General features: G+C 68.0%; 16 protein-coding genes. 7 read left to right on the top strand and 9 right to left on the bottom strand.

Going from position 1 to position 18,700, the window contains the following annotated elements; genetic code table 11:
* Positions 1-68 precede the first annotated feature (68 nt).
* The 4 genes from QY917_RS06235 to QY917_RS06220 all read right to left on the bottom strand — a co-directional run bounded on the left by QY917_RS06235 (position 69) and on the right by QY917_RS06220 (position 5,150).
* A complete protein-coding gene (locus tag QY917_RS06235) occupies positions 69-470 on the bottom strand; it encodes a DUF779 domain-containing protein (RefSeq protein ID WP_123675781.1) in 402 nt (133 codons plus the stop codon).
* 21 nt (positions 471-491) lie between these two features.
* A complete protein-coding gene (adhP, locus tag QY917_RS06230) occupies positions 492-1,523 on the bottom strand; it encodes an alcohol dehydrogenase AdhP (protein ID WP_047351213.1) in 1,032 nt (343 codons plus the stop codon).
* 95 nt (positions 1,524-1,618) lie between these two features.
* The gene (adh, locus tag QY917_RS06225; protein WP_011805141.1) at positions 1,619-3,142 is read right to left on the bottom strand and encodes an aldehyde dehydrogenase; all 1,524 of its coding nucleotides are present in this window, start codon (positions 3,140-3,142) and stop codon (positions 1,619-1,621) included.
* A 292-nt stretch (positions 3,143-3,434) separates the two neighbouring features.
* Positions 3,435-5,150: a Na/Pi cotransporter family protein gene (locus QY917_RS06220; protein WP_123675782.1), complete on the bottom strand. Its 1,716-nt coding sequence runs from the start codon at positions 5,148-5,150 to the stop codon at positions 3,435-3,437.
* A gap of 278 nt (positions 5,151-5,428) precedes the next feature.
* Between QY917_RS06220 and QY917_RS06215 the strand changes: the two genes are divergently transcribed.
* Positions 5,429-7,921 (top strand): AI-2E family transporter, encoded by a 2,493-nt coding sequence (locus tag QY917_RS06215; protein ID WP_302079034.1) that lies wholly within the window; start codon positions 5,429-5,431, stop codon positions 7,919-7,921.
* An 84-nt stretch (positions 7,922-8,005) separates the two neighbouring features.
* On the opposite strand, the gene upp is transcribed toward QY917_RS06215, so the two are convergent.
* The 3 genes from upp to QY917_RS06200 form a co-directional block, all read right to left on the bottom strand.
* Positions 8,006-8,635, bottom strand: coding sequence for a uracil phosphoribosyltransferase (upp, locus tag QY917_RS06210; protein WP_015913242.1), 630 nt, complete (start codon positions 8,633-8,635; stop codon positions 8,006-8,008).
* Positions 8,636-8,756: 121 nt separating this feature from the next.
* Entirely contained in the window at positions 8,757-9,743 is a 987-nt protein-coding gene (locus QY917_RS06205; protein WP_088886845.1) for a threo-3-hydroxy-L-aspartate ammonia-lyase, read from the bottom strand.
* A gap of 170 nt (positions 9,744-9,913) precedes the next feature.
* Complete coding sequence (locus QY917_RS06200) at positions 9,914-10,756, bottom strand: enoyl-CoA hydratase-related protein (RefSeq protein WP_015913244.1); 843 nt, start codon at positions 10,754-10,756, stop codon at positions 9,914-9,916.
* Between the two features lie 267 nt (positions 10,757-11,023).
* Here QY917_RS06200 and QY917_RS06195 point away from each other — a divergent pair, with 267 nt between their 5' ends.
* The gene (locus QY917_RS06195) at positions 11,024-11,728 is read left to right on the top strand and encodes a YebC/PmpR family DNA-binding transcriptional regulator (RefSeq protein ID WP_015913245.1); all 705 of its coding nucleotides are present in this window, start codon (positions 11,024-11,026) and stop codon (positions 11,726-11,728) included.
* Positions 11,729-11,819: 91 nt separating this feature from the next.
* On the opposite strand, the gene QY917_RS06190 is transcribed toward QY917_RS06195, so the two are convergent.
* Positions 11,820-12,521, bottom strand: a complete 702-nt coding sequence (locus tag QY917_RS06190) for a glutathione binding-like protein (protein WP_123675783.1) — start codon at positions 12,519-12,521, stop codon at positions 11,820-11,822.
* A gap of 72 nt (positions 12,522-12,593) precedes the next feature.
* Positions 12,594-14,102, bottom strand: coding sequence for a helicase HerA-like C-terminal domain-containing protein (locus tag QY917_RS06185; RefSeq protein ID WP_123675784.1), 1,509 nt, complete (start codon positions 14,100-14,102; stop codon positions 12,594-12,596).
* Positions 14,103-14,172: 70 nt separating this feature from the next.
* On the opposite strand from QY917_RS06185, the gene QY917_RS06180 reads away from it, so the two are divergent.
* The 5 genes from QY917_RS06180 (at position 14,173) to rlmH (ending at position 18,664) form a co-directional block, all read left to right on the top strand.
* Positions 14,173-14,892 (top strand): YebC/PmpR family DNA-binding transcriptional regulator, encoded by a 720-nt coding sequence (locus QY917_RS06180; protein WP_011805149.1) that lies wholly within the window; start codon positions 14,173-14,175, stop codon positions 14,890-14,892.
* 21 nt (positions 14,893-14,913) lie between these two features.
* Positions 14,914-16,200 (top strand): phosphoribosylamine--glycine ligase, encoded by a 1,287-nt coding sequence (gene purD, locus QY917_RS06175; protein WP_015913248.1) that lies wholly within the window; start codon positions 14,914-14,916, stop codon positions 16,198-16,200.
* Positions 16,197-17,186 (top strand): oxygen-dependent coproporphyrinogen oxidase, encoded by a 990-nt coding sequence (hemF, locus tag QY917_RS06170; RefSeq protein WP_123675785.1) that lies wholly within the window; start codon positions 16,197-16,199, stop codon positions 17,184-17,186. The genes purD and hemF overlap by 4 nt, the downstream gene beginning before the upstream one ends.
* 170 nt (positions 17,187-17,356) lie before the next feature.
* On the top strand, positions 17,357-18,181 hold the full coding sequence (gene rsfS / locus QY917_RS06165) for a ribosome silencing factor (RefSeq protein WP_123675786.1): 825 nt from the start codon (positions 17,357-17,359) through the stop codon (positions 18,179-18,181).
* Between the two features lie 15 nt (positions 18,182-18,196).
* Entirely contained in the window at positions 18,197-18,664 is a 468-nt protein-coding gene (gene rlmH / locus QY917_RS06160; protein ID WP_015913251.1) for a 23S rRNA (pseudouridine(1915)-N(3))-methyltransferase RlmH, read from the top strand.
* The last annotated feature ends 36 nt before the right edge of the window (positions 18,665-18,700 follow it).

The raw sequence follows: 18,700 nt of genomic DNA, 5'->3' as shown, positions 1-18,700 counted from the left end.
ATTTATCTGAAAAACGCCGCCGATACAGCGCGAGCAGCTATTAAATAAAGAGCAACACTAGAGCAGCGTCACTGGCCGCCCGTTGGCGGCGGCCCCAGCGCTTCGATGGCGGCCCATTCCTCGTCGCTGTACAGCCGCGAGCGCGTGAGAAAGCGCATGCCCGTGGGCCCTTCGAGCGAGAACATGCCCCCGCCGCCCGGTACCGCATCGATGAGGAGGTGCGTGTGCTCCCAGTACGCGAACTGCGCGCGGCTCATGTAGAACGGCTGCCCGGCGATCTCGCCCAGCAGCACGTCGGCATCGCCCAGCAGGAACTCCCCGCGGGCAAAGCACATGGGCGCGCTGCCGTCGCAGCAGCCACCCGACTGGTGGAACATCAGCGGCCCGTGCTGGGCCACCAGGCGCTTGATGAGCGCCGTGGCCTCGGGCGTGGCCGACACGCGGGTGGCGGGCGGCGCTGGCGTGGTCATGGCGTTACCTGTGCCGCGGCGTCAGGCCGCCATGTCCAGCACCACGCGGCCCTGGATCTGGCCCTTGTGCATGCGCGCGAACACGTCGTTGATGTTCTCCAGCTTCTCGGTGCGCACCGTGGCCTTCACCTGGCCGCGCGCGGCGAAGTCCAGCGACTCCTGCAGGTCCAGACGCGTGCCGACGATGGAGCCGCGCACGGTCACGCCGCGCAGCACCATGTCGAAGATGGGCAGAGGGAAGTTGCCCGGCGGCAACCCGTTGAGCGACACCGTGCCGCCACGCCGCACCATGCCCAGCGCCTGCTCGAAGGCCTTGGGCGACACGGCCGTGACCAGCGCGCCGTGCGCGCCGCCGATCTCCTTTTGCAGGAAGGCGGCCGGGTCGGTGTCGCGGGCGTTCACCGTCACGCTGGCGCCCAGCTGGCGGGCCAGCGCGAGCTTGTCGTCGTCCACGTCCACCGCAGCCACGTTCAGCCCCATGGCGCGGGCGTACTGCACGGCCATGTGGCCCAGGCCGCCAATGCCGGAAATCGCCACCCAGTCGCCGGGCTTGGTGTCGGTCACCTTCAGGCCTTTGTACACGGTCACGCCGGCGCACAGCACGGGGGCGATGTCCACGAAGCCCACGTCTTTCGGCAGGTGGCCCACGTAGTTGGGGTCGGCCAGCGCGTAGTCGGCAAAACCGCCGTTGACCGAATACCCCGTGTTGCTCTGCGACTCGCACAGCGTCTCCCAACCGCCCAGGCAGTGCGTGCAACAGCCGCAGGCCGAGTGCAGCCAGGGCACGCCCACGCGGTCGCCTTCCTTCACATGCTTGACGTTGGCGCCCACGGCGGCGACGAAGCCCACGCCCTCATGCCCCGGGATGAAGGGCGGATTGGGCTTGACGGGCCAGTCGCCCTCGGCGGCGTGTAGGTCGGTGTGGCACACGCCCGAGGCCTCGATCTTCACCAGGATCTGGTCGGCGGCGGGGGTGGGCACGGGCACCTCTTCGATCGTCAGCGGCTTGCCGAACTCGCGGACCACGGCGGCTTTCATTGTCTTGGCTGGCATGGGATAAACCTCCTTCTCTGTGCAAATGAACGCAAGGGGAGCCCCCGTGCACCAGCCGCCCCCGCTGGGACGGCCAGTGGGGGCGCTGTATGGGCTTAGAAGAAGCCCAGCGGCTGCTGGGTGTAGCTCACCAGCAGGTTCTTGGTCTGCTGGTAGTGGTCCAGCATCATCTTGTGGTTCTCACGGCCGATGCCCGACTGCTTGTAGCCGCCAAACGCGGCGTGCGCGGGGTAGTGGTGGTAGCAGTTGGTCCACACGCGCCCGGCCTGGATGCCCTTGCCCATGCGGAAGGCGCGTGCGCCATCACGGCTCCACACGCCCGCGCCCAGGCCGTAGAGCGTGTCGTTGGCGATCTCCAGCGCCTCTTCCTCGGTCTTGAAGGTGGTCACCGAGACCACGGGCCCGAAGATTTCTTCCTGGAAGATGCGCATCTTGTTGTGGCCCTTGAACACCGTGGGCTGCACGTAGTAGCCGCCGGCCAGGTCGCCGCCCAGGGCGGTGTTGCGCGCGCCGCCGATGAGGCACTGGGCGCCTTCCTGCTTGCCCAGGTCCAGGTAAGAAAGGATCTTTTCCAGTTGCTCCTGCGAGGCCTGGGCGCCGATCATGGTGTTCTTGTCCAGCGGGTGGCCTTGCTGGATAGCGGCCACGCGCTTGAGCGCGCGCTCCATGAAGCGCTCGTAGATCGATTCCTGGATCAACGCGCGGCTGGGGCAGGTGCAGACCTCGCCCTGGTTCAGCGCGAACATCGCAAAGCCTTCCAACGCCTTGTCGAAGAAGCCGTCGTCGGCGGACATCACGTCCTCGAAGAAGATGTTGGGGCTCTTGCCGCCCAGCTCCAGCGTCACGGGAATGATGTTCTGGCTGGCGTACTGCATGATGAGCCGGCCCGTGGTGGTCTCGCCGGTGAAGGCTATTTTTGCGATGCGGTTGCTGGAGGCCAGCGGCTTGCCGGCCTCCAGGCCAAAGCCGTTGACCACATTGACCACGCCCGGCGGCAGCAGGTCGCCAATGATCTCCATCAGCACCAGGATGGAGGCGGGCGTCTGCTCCGCGGGTTTCAGCACCACGCAGTTGCCCGCAGCCAGCGCGGGGGCGAGCTTCCACACCGCCATCAGGATGGGGAAGTTCCACGGAATGATCTGCCCGACCACGCCCAGCGGCTCATGGAAGTGGTAGGCGATGGTGTCGGCGTCGATCTCGCTGATGCCGCCCTCCTGCGCGCGCACCGCGCCGGCGAAGTAGCGGAAGTGGTCGATGGCCAGCGGAATGTCGGCCGCCATGGTCTCGCGCAGCGGCTTGCCGTTGTCGATGGTCTCGGCCACGGCGATCTGCAGCAGGTTGGCCTCCATGCGGTCGGCGATCCGGTTCAGGATGTTGGCGCGCTCGGTGGTCGAGGTGCGGCCCCACGCGGCCTTGGCTTTGTGCGCGGCGTCCAGTGCGGCGTCGATGTCCTTGCTGTTGGAGCGCGGCACGGCCGTGAACTTCTGGCCGTTGATGGGCGAGATGTTCTCGAAGTACTGCCCGTCCACGGGCGCCACCCACTGCCCGCCAATGTAGTTGCCGTACTGCTGCTTGTAGGGGTTGGCGATGCCAAGGCTGGCGATTTCGGCCATGTTCATGTGGTGTCTCCTGAATGCTTGTGAAGGAATGCCACCGATGCGGCGGCGGCAGTGCCTCAGTGCAAGCGCCGTGCCAGCACGGCGACAGAGGGAAGGGGGCGGTGGGGCGTGCCGCGGCTGTGCCGCAGCGGCGCAGCCGTGTGCCATAACGCAACAGTGCGTCGGCCCATGACGGAACACCCGTTGGGGGTGCAGCCGTACGGATGTGCTCAGATTGCTATGCTTTATATAGCTTCCAGCGCAGTATGCAAGGGTGTTTCAGGCGCTTTTTTGCCTGATCTGCTTCCGCAGATCATTCGGCACCGGGCGTAACGCTTGCCGGGCCGTTGGCGGGCGGGGTGGGTTTGAGACGCGGCAGGGCTGCCAGATGCTGCGCGGCCTTGTGGGCCTGTTCCACGGCGCGGCGCAGGTCGCCCAGCAGGCCCGTCCACTCGTGCACGGCCGTCACTTCCAGCAAGCCCTGGGCACCCGCGCGCAGCACGGCGGCCTTGGCGGCTTCATACGCCGCGTTGAACACGGCTTGTGCGGTGTTCACCTGGTCCAGGTCGTGGGCCTTGGGATCAGCGGCGGCAAAGAAATCCAGCGCCGCGGTGAAGGCCAGGGGCAGCGCGGCCAGGGGGTGGCCTTCGGGCGTGGTGGGCGCTACCGTTGCGGGGTGCGTGACGCGCAGCGCCTGCTGGCCCACCTGGTGCATGACACGCGCCAGCGTGTCGTAGTAGCCCGCAATGCGCAGCAGCTCGGGCATCTGGTCGGCCACGTCGCGCGACAGCGGCTGGCGGCTCACGTCGCTCACAAACGCGCCCACCTGCTGCTGCAGCTGCTCCAGCGCCTGCAACTGGCGCGTGAGCTGGCTCGCGGCCTGTGCGCCGGCCGGTTGCCAGGGCAGGGCGACGGGCGCCATGCGGGTGGCATCCGACGCCAGCTGCAGTGCCAGGTGGCCTACGCGCGCCATCTCGCGGCGCAGCGCCTGCAGGGCCAGCGCGGGCACGGCGGCCACGTTGTGGTCCAGGAACTGCGCACGGGCCACGTCTTCGTCCGCCGAGCGAAAGCGTGCCAGCAGAAAGCGCGCGAGCGGCCCCGACAGCGGCCACATGAGCAGCACGCCCAGCAGGTTGAACGCGGTGTGGAAGATCACGAGCTGCGTCACTGCGTCTCCCTCACCCGTGAGCCATACGCCCAGATGGTGGATGGCCGCGAGCAGGGGCGACAGCAGCGCCAGGGCCGCCGCGGCCGTCACCACGTTGAACAGCACGTGTGCCGCCGCCAGGCGCCGCGCGTTGGACGTGGCGTGGATGGCGGCCAGGATGCCCGTGAGCGTGGTGCCCACGTTGGCGCCGATGACCACGCCCGCGCCCACTTCCACCGCCAGTGACCCGCCCGCCACGGCCGTGAGCACCACCGCCAGCGTGGCCGACGAGGCCTGCAGCACCACCGTCATGCCCAGGCCGATGAGCACTGCCAGCGCCAGGCCCGGCAGGTCGCTGGACAGCGGTGGCAGCGCTTGCGGACCCAGCCCGGTGAAGCCGTTGCGCAGCAGTTCGATACCCAGAAACAGCACGCCGAACCCCGCCACCGCCTGGCCCAGCGCCCCGCGCCGCGTGCCGCTGCCGGTGATTTGCAGCGCCATGCCGATGCCGATGAACGGAAGGGCGAAGGCATCGGCCTTCACCGCAAAGCCTAGCCACGCCACGAGCCAGCCGGTGACCGATGAACCCAGATTGGAGCCGAACACCACCCACAGCGCGGAGCTGAAGCCCAGCAACCCCGCGTTGACGAAACCGATGGCCGCCACCGTCATGGCGGTGGACGATTGCACCAGCGCCGTGAGCGCCACCCCGGTCACCAGCCCGTGCAGCGGCGTGCGCGTCCAGGCGGCCAGGATGCGCTCCAGCGCGCGCCCGGCCGCCAGCTTGAGCCCGTCGGTCAGCATGGTCATGCCCAGCAGGAACAGGCCGATGCCGCCCAGCAGGGTGCCGGCGGCAATCAGGGGAGTGGCGGTGGCGGTCAAGGCGGCGGCGGTGGCTTTGTTGGGGATGGACCCGTAGGTGCGTGCCGACGGGGCGGTGCGGCAGAGGCGCTTTTATTTTGATAGCTGCTCGCGCTTGCTGCAAGCGCTCTGGGGCTATTTTAGGTCATTGATCGGTAGGGCGGAGCGCCTTGCGGGCGGCGCGGTGCACGGCGTGCGCTGTCAGTCGTCCGCCCGCGTGCAGTCTGTGGCGGCTGCCGCCTACAGGGGCGCGGGGCCGCGCAGCAGACAATACGCGCCGGACACGACTTCGAGAAGCGATGCAAGGGGACAACGCCATGGGCAACAGCGGGCCGCAGGAGCCGACCGATTCCAGGCCGGCCAGGGATACGGGGGCGGCGCGCGGCGCCACCGCTTCGGGCTATCCGCCGCAGCGCACCGTGCACACCGCCACGGCCTTGGACGCCACGGTGCCCAGCCTGCGGTTCATGATCGGCCTGGTGATCGCGGCGCTGGTGGTCGCGGGCCTGTACTTCGGCCGTACGCTGCTGGTGCCGCTGGCATTGGCGTTCCTGCTGAGCTTCGTGCTGGAGCCGCTGGTGGCGCAGCTCAAGCGCATGGGCCTGCCGCGCCTGCCCTCGGTCATCGCGGTGGTGATGGCCATGCTGATGGTGCTGGGCGTGGGGGCGCTGTTCGTGGGTAACGAGGCGCGCGAGCTGAGCGCGCAGCTGCCCTCCTACCAAAGCACCATCCGCAAGAAGCTGCGCAGCCTGCGCCAGGAGTTGCGCGCGCCCGGCATGTTCGATGGCGCCAAGCGCACCTTCGACATCGTGCAGCGCGAGGTGGAGGCGGCCGCTCCCGCCTTGTCGGGTGTCGCGCGCGCGCCGGCCGTGCAAAAGGTGCAGGTGCAGCCGCCCGTGCTGTCGCCCGCCAACCAGCTCATGGCCGCGCTCTCGGCGGTCAGTGGGCCGCTCACCCAGGCGGGCCTGGTGCTGGTGTTCGTGATCTTCATCCTGCTGGACCGTGTAGACCTGCGCGACCGCCTGCTGCGCCTGTGGGGGGGCAATCTGCACCGCGCCACTGATGCCATGGACGAGGCGGGCGACCGCATCACGCGCTACCTGACCATGCAACTGCTGGTGAACGTGACCTACGGCATTCCCATGGCGGCGGGCCTGTGGCTCATCGGCGTGCCCGGTGCCGTGCTGTGGGGGTCGCTGGCCGCGGTGATGCGCTTCGTGCCCTACCTGGGGCCGTTCATCGCTGCGGCGTTTCCGCTCACCCTCGCTTTCGCGGTGGACCCGGGCTGGGACCTGGTGCTGTGGACGCTCGGCCTCATCGTGCTGCTGGAACTGGTGAGCAACAACGTCATCGAGCCCTGGCTGTATGGGTCCAGCACCGGGCTGTCGGCGCTGTCGCTCATCGTGGCGGCCACCTTCTGGGCGGCGCTGTGGGGGCCGGTGGGGCTCATCATGTCCACGCCGCTCACCGTGTGCCTGCTGGTGATCGGCCGCTACCTGCCGCAGCTGGCCTTCCTGGAGGTGCTGCTGGGCAGCCGGCCGGTGCTGGATGAGCCCACGCGCATCTACCAGCGACTGCTGGCGGGCGACGCGGCGGAGGCCATCGAGCTGAGCACCACCCGCATCGAGGCCCTGAAGGGCGCCGTGCCCGCTTTCTACGGCCAGGTGGGCGTGCCCGTGCTGCGCATGGCCGTGGGCGACCATGCGCAGGTGGCCACGCCCGAGCACCGCCTGCGCCTGGTCGAAGGCATGGACGCGCTGCTGGACGAGCTGGAGGAGCAGTACCCGGTGCCCGACGCCGCTGCGCAAGAGCCGGTGGTGTGCCTGGGCGGCAAGTGGGAGGTCGACCTGTTCGCGGCGCGCATGCTGGCGCATGCGCTGTCGCTGCAGCATTGCCCGGCGCTGGCGCGCGTGGAGGGCGCCATGAGCGCCGAACATCTGGATGGCCTGGACCTGGACGCCGTGCGCGTGGTTTGCGTGGTGTGGCTCGCGCCCGAGCCCACCGCCGCCGCGCGGCACCTGTGCCGCAGGCTCAAGCGCCGCTGGCCGCATGTGCACATCGTGCTGGCGCTGTGGGGTGGGGTGCAGTCCCAGCCGCAAGACGAGCTGAGTGCCCAACTGGGCGCCGACGCGCTGGCGCTGTCGCTGGAGGAAACCCTGGCCCAGGTGGCGCAGCTGCAGGGCGCCAGCGTGGAAGGCGCCTACACCCCCGCGCCCATTCCCGCGGACGACGAGGCGCGTCTGCGCGCCCTGCAGGCCAGCGGCGTGCTCGACAGCCCCGCGCTGCAGCAGCTGTGCCAGCACACGGCCCAGCGCGCGGCCGACATCTTCGACGTACCGCTGGCGATGGTGTCGCTGGTGGATCGCGAGCGGCAGGTCACGCTGTGTGCGCACGGCCCGTTGTCGGCCGGCGGGGGGCAGGCCTGCTCGGCGGGCCAGGGCCTGCCGCGCGGCCTGTCGCTGTGCGGGCATGTGGTGGCGCGGCAGCGGTCGCTGGTGGTGCTCGACATTGCGCGGGATGCGCGCTTTGCCGGCAATCCGGCGCTGCGCGAGCAGGGTCTGCGCTTTTACGCGGGCGTTCCGCTGCGCGACGCGGCGGGCCATGCGCTGGGCACGCTGTGCCTGATGGACACCGCGCCGCGCGCATTCGATGAGCGGGAAAAGCGGTTGCTGCAGGCCATGGCCAATGACCTCATGGCCGGCTGGCGCGACGCCCAGGCCGCGGGCGGCCCGGCGCTACCCGCGGGCCAGGCCGCGCCATCGGCCACGGTGGGTCAGGTGGTGCCGCAGTAGCCCGACGTCCGAAATCGTCCGCAATGGTCTGAAGTAGCAGCGACCGGCGCGGCCAGGGCCGGGGCAGGCCTTGTCGCCAGTGCGTTACTTGGTCCCGAAGATGCGGTCGCCCGCATCGCCCAGGCCGGGCAGGATGTAGCCGTGGTCGTTGAGTTCGCGGTCGATGGCGGCGGTGTAGATGGGCACGTCGGGGTGGGCCTTTTGCAGCGTGGCCACGCCCTCGGGTGCAGCCAGCAGGCACACGAACTTGATCGAGCGCGGCTGCAGTTGCTTGAGGCGCGCGACGGCCGCGGCGGCGGAGTTGCCGGTGGCCAGCATCGGATCCACGACGATGATGTCGCGCTCGGCCATCTCGGAGGGCATCTTGAAGTAATACTCGACCGGCTGCAGCGTGTCCGGGTCGCGGTACAGGCCGATGTGGCCGATGCGCGCGCCCGGCACCACGTTGAGCATGCCGTCCAGGAAGCCGTTGCCCGCGCGCAGGATGGACACGAGCACGAGCTTCTTGCCGTCGATGACCTTGCCGGTCATGGTCTCCAGCGGGGTTTCGATCTGGATGTCCTGCAGCGGCATGTCGCGCGTGACTTCGTAAGCCATCAGGGTGGACAGCTCGCCCAGCAGGCGGCGGAAGCTGTTGGTGCTGGCGTCCTTCTTGCGCATCAGGGTCAGCTTGTGCTGTACCAGGGGGTGGTCGATGACGTGGACGTTGCTCATGGGCTGGTGCCTCTTATTGGGATAGAAAAAAGATCGGAGCCGGAATTTTGCACTCTGGCGCCAAGCCCCTGCGCGCGGGCAGCGCCGACGCACCGCCGGCCAGCGGCCCATCCGCCTCAGGTCAATCTGCCGACGCCGCGGTCAGCAGCTGTGCGTAGCGGGTCATGTCCACGTTGCCGCCGCTGATGACGACGCCCACGCGCTTGCCCCGCAGCCGCACGCCGCCATGGCACGCGCCCGCCAGTCCCAGCGCGCCCGTGGGCTCGACCACGATCTTCATGCGTTCGGCAAAGAAGTGCATCGCGCTCATGAGCTGCGCATCGGTTGCGGTCACGATGTCAGAAACGCCGGCGTGGATGAGGGGGAAGGTGAGCGCGCCCAGTGCCTGCGTCTGTGCACCGTCGGCAATCGTCTGCGGTGTGTCGATGCGCACCACGTGGCCTGCGTTGAGGGACTGCTGTCCGTCGTTGCCGGTCTCGGGCTCCACGCCGACCACCTTGCACTGCGGCGCCAGTTCGCGCGCTGCCAGCAGGCAGCCCGACAGCAGGCCGCCGCCGCCCAGCGGCACGAACAGGTAGTCCAGGTGCGGCACGTCCTCGAACAGCTCCTTGGCCACCGTGCCCTGGCCGGCGATCACGTGGGCGTGGTCGAAGGGCGGAATCAGCGTCATGCCGCGCTCGGTGGCCAGGCGGCGGCTGATGGCCTCGCGGTCTTCGGTGAAGCGGTTGTAGGTGACCACCTCGGCGCCGTAGCCGCGCGTGGCGGCTATCTTTGCAAGCGGCGCATCCTCCGGCATGACGATGACTGCGGGAATCTCCAGCAGCCGCGCCGACAGCGCGATGGCCTGCGCATGGTTGCCCGACGAGAACGCGATCACGCCGCGCTGGCGCTGCGCGTCGCTGAACTGCACCAGTGCGTTGAACGCGCCGCGGAACTTGAACGCGCCCATGCGCTGCAGGTTCTCGCACTTGAAGAACACCTGCGCGCCGAGCAGCGCATCCAACGTGCTGGAACTCAGCACCGGCGTGCGGTGTGCCATGCCCTTGAGGCGATGGGCCGCTTCGGCAACGTCGTCGTAGGTGGGCAGCGGAGGGCGCGGCAGGTGCATGGCTGTGGGCGAACGCTGGTGAATGGAAACGCGGCGCGGTGCCGCGCCGCAGGCGGGTTGCCGCATCATAGCCCGACACCCGGCGGTATATGCCTCGATTGGCCTGCAACGCCCTTGCAGCAAGCGCACCCAGCTATCAACTTTGAAACCGGGGCCGCGCGGCGCGTGCGTCAGCCGAGTTCGCTGAAGCGCTTGAGCGGCGCCAGCGCCGGGAAGTCGCCAGCGCGCTTGGCCTGCATGGCGGAGACGGCCTCGCCCACGTGGCGGTTGCTCCAGATGGCGCCCTGCAGCCAGCCCATCTGGCGCAGGCTGTCGTGCACGCCGTGGTCGCGCGCATAGCGCACGGCCTGCTTGGTGCCCCAGACGGCCACCGGCGGCTTGGTGGCAATCTCGTTCGCGCAGGCCAGGGCGCCGGCCACCAGCGCTTCGTGCGAGTCGAACAGCTGCGTGACCAGTCCGCATTCCAGCGCGCGCTCGGCCGGCAGGCGGCGGCCGGTGTAGGCCAGCTCGTTCAGCAGGCCCAGCGGCATGAGCTTGGGCAGGCGCTGCAGGCTGCCCACGTCGGCCACCATGCCGATGTTGATCTCCTGGATGCAGAAGAAGGCATCGCGCGTGGCATAGCGGATGCAGGCGGCCGCCACCATGTCCAGTGCGCCACCGATGCAGCCGCCGTGGATGGCCGCGATCACGGGGATGCGCAGCTCTTCGATGCGCGTGAAGGTGGCCTGCATGTCCGTCAGCAGGTCGAACACGGCGGCGCGCCCCTCGGGGCTGCGGTCGTCCAGCGTGATCGCGCCGCCGAAGGTCTCCAGCGCCATGCCCGCGCTGAAGTGCTTGCCCGTGCTGCTGATGACCAGCGCGCGCGCATCGCCGCCGCGGTGCAGGTCGGCTAGCACGGCGTCCAGCTCGCGCCAGAACTGCGGGTGCATGGTGTTCATGGCCTCGGGGCGGTTCAGCACCAGGTGGGCCACGTGGTCGGTGACGGTGAGGGTGAAGCAGGTGAGGGTGTTCATGGCACGACTGTAGGAGTGGCCGGCGGGCCGGGGCGTCGCTTGCGCGACGGTGCGGCGGTCATCGGGCACAGAGCGAAATCGGCCTGCAGCGCTTGTAGGGCAAGCGCAGGCAGCTATTTGATGCATAGCAAAGAAGCGCCATCTCGCGCGGCGCCACCGGCAGGCGCCCCTCTGTCGCGGTCCAGCCGGTCTGGCGGCGAGGTATACACTTTGCCGCTGCGGCGCAGGCCGCATTTTTTGTTGGCTCCAAGCAAAGGAATCGCAGCCATGGGCGCGCAATGGAAGGCAAAGGGCAAGGCGCTGGTCGCCGATGCCAAGGGCAGGCTTTTTGGGAAGCTGGTCAAGGAAATCATCGTCGCCGCGCGCGCGGGGGCCGACCCGGCCGGCAATTCGCGCCTGCGCCTGGCCATCGAGGCGGCGCGCAAGGCGTCCATGCCCAAGGACACGCTGGAGCGTGCCATCAAGAAGGGTTCGGGCGTGGGGGGTGACGCGGTGAACTATGAGCGCGTGATCTACGAGGGCTTTGCCCCGCACCAGGTGCCGGTGATGGTGGAGTGCCTGACCGACAACGTGAACCGCACGGCGCCCGAGATGCGCGTGTGCTTTCGCAAGGGGCAGATGAGCGCCGTGGCCTGGGACTTCGACCACGTGGGCATGATCGAGGGCGAGCCCGAGCAAGCCGGCGCCGACGCGGAGTTGGCCGCCATCGAGGCCGGTGCCCAGGACTTCGAGCCCGGCGAGGAAGAGGGCCAGACCCTGTTCCTGACCGACCCCTCGGACCTGGACGCGGTGGCCAAGGCATTGCCGGGCTTCGGCTTCAAGGTGCTGTCGGTCAAGCTGGGCTACAAGGCCAAGAACCCGGTGAGCATGGCCAGCCTTTCGCCCGAGGCGCAGGAGGAAGTGCAGGCCTTCCTGGCGGGCATCGAGAACAACGACGACGTGCAGAACGTGTTCGTGGGGCTCGTGGACTGATGCACGCGATGCACCGTGCCGCCAAGGCCCCCGTCCACCCACGAAAAAGCCGCTGAACAGCGGCTTTTTTTCATGGCGCCTCGGTGCTTGGTTAGCGGCGCACCGTGCCGGCGTCCTGGCCGAAGAGGATCTTCTTGGCCGCCTCGTCCACCGTGGGCGCGGTATTGATGGTCTGTGCCAGCGCGTAGGCGCGGCCGGTGGCGGGCCGTGCCTGGATGCGCTCGAACCAGGCCCGCAGGTGCGGGAAATCCGCCAGGTCCTGGCGCTGCCTCTCGTGCGGCACGATCCAGGGATAGCAGGTCATGTCGGCAATGGAATAGTCCCCTGCGATGTAGTCGCGCCCGTCGGCCAGGTGCTTGTCTAGCACACCGTACAGGCGCGCGGTTTCCTTCACGTAGCGGTCGATGGCGTAGGGCACCGGCTCAGGCGCGTACTGCGTGAAGTGGTGGTTCTGCCCGGCCATGGGCCCCAGGCCGCCCATCTGCCAGAACAGCCACTGCAGCGCCTCGTTGCGCCCGCGCAGGTCCTGCGGGATGAACCGGCCGGTCTTGTCGGCCAGGTACAGCAGGATGGCGCCGGACTCGAACACCGACAGCGGCGCGCCGCCATCCGCGGGCGCCTGGTCCACGATGGCGGGGATGCGGTTGTTGGGCGCGATGCGCAGGAAGTCCGGCGCGAACTGCTCGCCCCGGCCGATGTTCACCGGGTGCACGCGGTAGGGCAGGCCGCTTTCTTCCAGGAAGAGGGTGATCTTGTGGCCGTTGGGCGTGGTCCAGTAGTACAGGTCGATCATCGGATGCTCCTTAAATAATAGCTGTTAGCGCTTGATAGATGGGCGCTGGAGCTGAATTTGGCTTGGAATGCCTCAACGCTTCCTACCGCCGAAGATGCCGCCCAGCACGCCGCGCAGTATTTCCTTGCCCAGGCTGGTGCCCATGGTGCGTACGGCCGACTTGGCCATGGTCTGCACCAGGCCGTCGCGCTTGCCGCCGCGCGGCCCGGTGCTGCCGAACAGCACGTCGTTCAGGCCGCCCATGAGGCCGCTGTCGCCCTGTGCCGTGCCGTTGCCGGGGGCGCTGGGGGCGTTGCTGGCAGCCTGCTCGGCGCGGCCGCGCAGCTTCTCGTAGGCAGATTCGCGGTCCACGGCTTGCTCGTAGGTGCCCGCGACGAGCGATCCGCCGATGAGTGCGCGGCGTTGCACGTCGGTGATGGGGCCGATCTGGCTGCCGGGCGGCAGCACGTACACGCGCTCGGTCTCGCTGGGGCGGCCCTTGGCGTCGAGAAAGCTCACCAGCGCCTCGCCCACGGCCAGCTCGGTGATGGCGGCCTCGATGTCCAGGCCCGCCTTGGGGCGCATGGTGGTGGCCGTGGCCTTCACGGCCTTCTGGTCGCGCGGGGTGAAGGCGCGCAGCGCGTGCTGCACGCGGTTGCCCAGCTGGGCCAGCACGCTGTCGGGGATGTCCAGCGGGTTCTGGGTGACGAAATACACGCCGACCCCTTTGGAACGCACCAAGCGCACCACCAGTTCGATGCGTTCCACAAGCACCTTGGGCGCCTCGTTGAACAGCAGGTGGGCTTCGTCGAAGAAGAACACCAGCTTGGGCTTTTCGGGGTCGCCGATCTCGGGCAGTTGTTCGAACAGCTCCGACAGCATCCACAGGAGGAACGTGGCGTACAGGCGCGGCGAATTCATGAGCTTGTCGGCCGCCAGGATGTTGACCACGCCGCGCCCGTCCACGGTCTGCATGAAGTCCTGGATGTTGAGCATGGGCTCGCCAAAGAATTGGTCGCCGCCCTGCGTCTCGATCTGCAGCAGCCCGCGCTGGATGGCGCCCACGCTGGCCGTGGAGATGTTGCCGTACTCGGTGGTGAAGTCCTTGGCGTTGTCGCCCACGTAGGTGAGCATGGCGCGCAGGTCCTTCAGGTCCAGCAGCAGCAGGCCGTTGTCGTCCGCGATCTTGAACACCAGGTTGAGCACGCCCAGCTGGGTTTCGTTCAGGTTCAGCATGCGCCCCAGCAAGAGCGGCCCCATGTCCGAGATGGTCGCGCGCACGGGGTGGCCCTGCGTGCCGAACACATCCCACAGCGTGGTGGGGCAGGCCGTGGGCTCGGGCGCGGCCAAGCCGCGGTCGGCCAGCGTCTTGCCCAGCTTCTCGCCAATGCTGCCCTTCTGGCTGATGCCGGTGAGATCGCCCTTCACGTCGGCCATGAACACCGGCACGCCGATGCGCGAGAACTGCTCGGCCAGCGTTTGCAGCGTCACGGTCTTGCCGGTGCCGGTGGCGCCGGTGATCAGGCCGTGCCGGTTGGCCAGGCCCGGCAGCAGGTGGCATTGCGTGGAATCACGCTGTGCAATCAGGAGAGGTTCGGACATGGCGGTAGTGATGGGGTGAGTCAAAAGTAAAATCGCGGCCGCAAGATTAAATCAATCAAAGGACGCTGCAGTGGCAGGACACAGTAAATGGGCCAACATCCAGCACCGCAAGGGGCGCCAGGATGAAAAGCGCGGAAAGATCTGGACCCGCATCATTCGTGAAATCACCGTCGCGGCGCGCACGGGCGGCGGCGACCCCTCGGCCAACCCGCGTCTGCGCCTGGCCATCGACAAGGCCAAGGCCGCCAACATGCCGGCCGACCGCATCAAGTACAACATCGACAAGGCCTCGGGCACGCTGGAAGGCGTGAGCTACGAGGAAATCCGCTACGAGGGCTACGGCATCGGCGGCGCCGCGATCATCGTGGACACCATGACCGACAACCGCGTGCGCACCGTGGCTGAAGTGCGCCACGCCTTCAGCAAGTACGGCGGCAACATGGGCACGGAAGGCTCCGTGGCCTTTCAGTTCAAGAACGTGGGCCAGATCATCTTCGCCCCCGGCACCAGCGAGGACAAGGTCATGGAAGTGGCCCTGGAGGCGGGCGCCGAGGACGTGATCACCGATGATGAGGGCGCCATCGAGGTGCTGACCGCGCCCGGCGATTTCGAGGCGGTGCGCGATGCGCTGGGGGCTGCGGGCCTTCAGCCGGAGGTGGCCGAGGTCACCATGCGCCCCGAGAACACCATCGCCCTGGAGGGCGACGATGTCGCGCGCATGCAAAAGCTCCTGGACATGATCGAAGACCTCGACGATGTGCAAGAGGTCTACCACAACGCAGAGCTCTAGGAACTTGAGCACCGACACCCTATGAAAATCCTAGTCATTGGCGGCGGCGGCCGGGAACACGCACTGGCCTGGAAGCTGAGCCAGTCCCCCAAGACCTCCAAGGTGTACGTGGCGCCCGGCAACGGCGGCACGGCGCTGTCGCCAAAGTATGAGAACGTGCCCATCAGCGACGTGACGGCCCTGCGCGAGTGGGCGCAGGCGCAGAAGATCGCGCTCACCGTGGTCGGCCCCGAGGCACCGCTGGCCGCTGGCGTGGTGGACGAGTTCCGTACCCACGGCCTGCGCATCTTCGGCCCCACGCAGGCTGCCGCGCAACTGGAAAGCTCCAAGGCCTTCTCCAAGGCTTTCATGAAGCGCCACGGCATCCCCACGGCCGAGTACGAGACCTTCACCGACCCGCAGGCCGCGCATGCCTACGTGAACCGTCTGGGCGCACCCATCGTCATCAAGGCCGACGGCCTGGCGGCGGGCAAGGGCGTAGTGGTAGCCATGACGCTGCAGGAGGCCCACGACGCCGTGGACTTCATGCTGGTGGACAACAAGTACGGCGTCGCCCACAACGAAGGCGGCGCCCGCGTGGTGATCGAGCAATTCCTCGAAGGTGAGGAAGCCTCGTTCATCGTGCTGTGCGACGGCAAGAACGTCCTGGCGCTGGCCACCAGCCAGGACCACAAGCGCCTGAAGGATGGCGACCAAGGCCCCAACACCGGTGGCATGGGCGCGTATTCGCCTGCGCCGGTGGTCACGGCCGACGTGCATGCGCGCGCCATGCGCGAGGTGATCCTGCCCACCATCCGTGGCATGGAAAAAGACGGCATCCCCTACACGGGCTTTCTGTATGCCGGCCTGATGATCGACGCGACGGGCCATCCCAAAACGTTGGAGTTCAACTGCCGCATGGGCGACCCCGAGACACAGCCCATCCTCATGCGCCTCAAAAGCGACCTGGTGGAGGTGCTGGGGGCGGCCGTGGACGGCAAGCTCGACCAGGTGGAACTGCAATGGGATCGCCGCACGGCGCTGGGCGTGGTGATGGCTGCCCAGGGCTATCCCGAGAACCCGCGCAAGGGCGACGCCATCACCGGCCTGCCGCAGGACGCGGACGACGCCATGGTCTTCCACGCCGGCACACAGCTCGTGGACGGCGTGGTGCGTACCAGTGGCGGGCGCGTGCTGTGCGTGACGGCGCTGGCCGACAGCGTCAAGCAGGCACAGCAGCGTGTGTATGACGTGGCGCGCGGCATTCACTTCGACGGCGCGCAGTACCGCCACGACATTGGCCACCGCGCGGTGAAGGCCAACGGATGACCACACAAAAACCCACCTTCAACACGGCGGACACCGTGGCTCGCGTGCGCGGCTATCTGGAGGGCCTGCAAGCGCGCATCACCAGCGCGCTGGAGGACATCGAGGGGCCGCAAAGCCACGGCGGGGCGCGCTTTCGGTCCGATGCCTGGCGGCGCGAAAGCGGCTCTGCACTGCAGGGCGACGGCATCACGCGCATCCTGGAAGGTGGGCGCGTGTTCGAGCGCGCGGGCTGCGGCTTCTCGCATGTGAGCGGGCCGCGCCTGCCGCCCTCGGCCACGCAGCACCGGCCGGAGCTGGCGGGTGCGCCGTTCGAGGCCATGGGCGTGTCGCTGGTGTTTCACCCGCGCAACCCCTATGTGCCCACGGTGCACATGAACGTGCGCATGATCGCAGCCGGCACAGGTGCGGCCGGCACAGATGCGGCAGGTCAGGCAGGCCAGGGCCCCATCTGCTGGTTCGGCGGCGGCATGGACCTCACGCCGTACTACGGTTTCGACGAGGATGCGGTGCACTTTCACCGTGCCTGCCGCGATGCGCTCGCGCCCTTCGGCGAAGGCCTGTACCCGCGCTTCAAGACCTGGTGCGACGAGTACTTCTACCTTAAGCACCGCAATGAGCAGCGCGGCGTGGGCGGCATCTTCTTTGACGACTTCGCGGAGCTGGGCTTCGAGCAGAGCCTGGCCATGACGCAGAGCGTGGGCGATGCCTTCCTGGGCGCCTACCTGCCCATCGTGCAGCGGCGCATGCACATGGGCCATGGCGAGCGAGAACGCGAGTTCCAGCTCTACCGGCGTGGCCGCTATGTGGAGTTCAACCTGGTGTGGGACCGCGGCACGCACTTCGGCCTGCAGTCGGGCGGGCGCACGGAATCCATCCTGCTGTCCATGCCGCCGCTCGCGGCCTGGTCCTACCAGCGCGAGCCGCAGCCGGGTTCGCACGAGGCGCTGTTGACCGAGCGCTTTCTGCAGCGCCGCGACTGGATCTGAGTGTGTGAGCGCGGGTAACTATAATTTCAATAGCTGCCTGCGCTTGATCATCAAGCGCCAGACCCGTTTTTGATATCTGAAACATGCCCTGACAACCGCTCCGCGCCCCCCTTGGCCGTGGCGGTGCTTGCAGGCTATATTGATTCCATTCCTTCACTGAAGACCACCTGATGACCACTTCCAGCAAATCGGAAACCGCCGCCAAGAAAGACGTCACCAAGCTCCAGCGCGCCATCGTCGATGGCCTGGAAGACGTCAAGGCGCAAGACATCCAGGTCTTCAACACCGAGCATCTCTCGCCGCTGTTCGAGCGCGTGGTCGTCGCCACCGGCAGCTCCAACCGCCAGACCAAGGCGCTGGCCGCCAGCGTGCGCGACGCCGTGCGCAAGGCCGGGTTCCCCAAGCCGCGCAGCGAGGGCGAGGACAACGGCGAATGGATCATCGTGGACTGCGGCCAGGCCGTGGTGCACGTCATGCAGCCCGCCATCCGCCAGTACTACCGGCTGGAGGAGATCTGGGGCGAGAAGCCCGTGCGCCTGAAGCTGGGCGCTGCCAAGCCGCGCAAGATCATGGCCTCGGAAGGCGACGACGAGGCGCCCGCGCGCAAGCCGGCCGCCAAGAAGGCAGCAGCCAAGCCCGCCACGAAGTCCGCAACTGGCAAGAAGCCGGCCAAGGCGGCAGCTCCCGCAGCGGCCAAGCCGGCAGCGAAATCCGCAGTGAAGCCCGCATCCAAGCCCGCTGCCAAGCTCGCGAGCAAGGCACAGAAGGCACCGGTCAAGGCCGCATCCAAACCCGGAGCGAAGAAGACCACGGCAAAGCCCGTGGCGGCGAAGAAGCCAGCTGTCAAGAACGCGGTGAAGACCGTCGTGGTGAACAAGCCTGTGGCCAAGAAGGCACCCGCCAAGGCCGCCGCTACCACCACGGCACGCAAGCCGGTCGCCAAATCCACCGGCAAGGCTGTTGCGAAGAAGGCCCCCGCACGCAAGAAGGCCTGAGCCTTTCGCTGACCCATGAAGCTGCTGATCGTGGCCGTGGGCCAGCGGGTTCCCGACTGGGCGCAGACGGCCTATGACGACTATGCCAAGCGATTCCCGCCCGAGCTGAAGGTCGAGCTCAAGGCCGTCAAGACCGAGCCGCGCGGCTCCAAGACGCTGGAGACGCTCTATGCTGCCGAGCGCGAGCGTATCGAAGCGGCCATCCCGCGTGGCACGCGTGTGGTGGTGCTGGACGAGCGGGGCACGAGTCTCACCACCAAGGCCCTGGCCCAGCGGCTGAAGGACTGGCAGCTCGGGGGGGATGATGTGGCCCTGGTGATCGGCGGTCCCGATGGGCTGGAGCCTGCGTTTCGGCAGGCCGCGCATGAGCGCATCCGCCTGTCTGACCTGACGCTGCCGCATGCCATGGTGCGCGTGTTGCTTATCGAGCAGCTCTACCGTGCCTGGTCGGTGAATGCCGGGCACCCGTACCATCGCGAATAACTTCAGATTTGATAGCTGCTCGCGCTTGCTGGTCGG

The organism is Diaphorobacter sp. C33 (assembly GCF_030503915.1).
GTDB lineage: Bacteria > Pseudomonadota > Gammaproteobacteria > Burkholderiales > Burkholderiaceae_C > Diaphorobacter > Diaphorobacter nitroreducens.
Note: the sequence above shows the minus strand (reverse complement) of the source record. Positions and strands in the feature narration are given on the sequence as shown.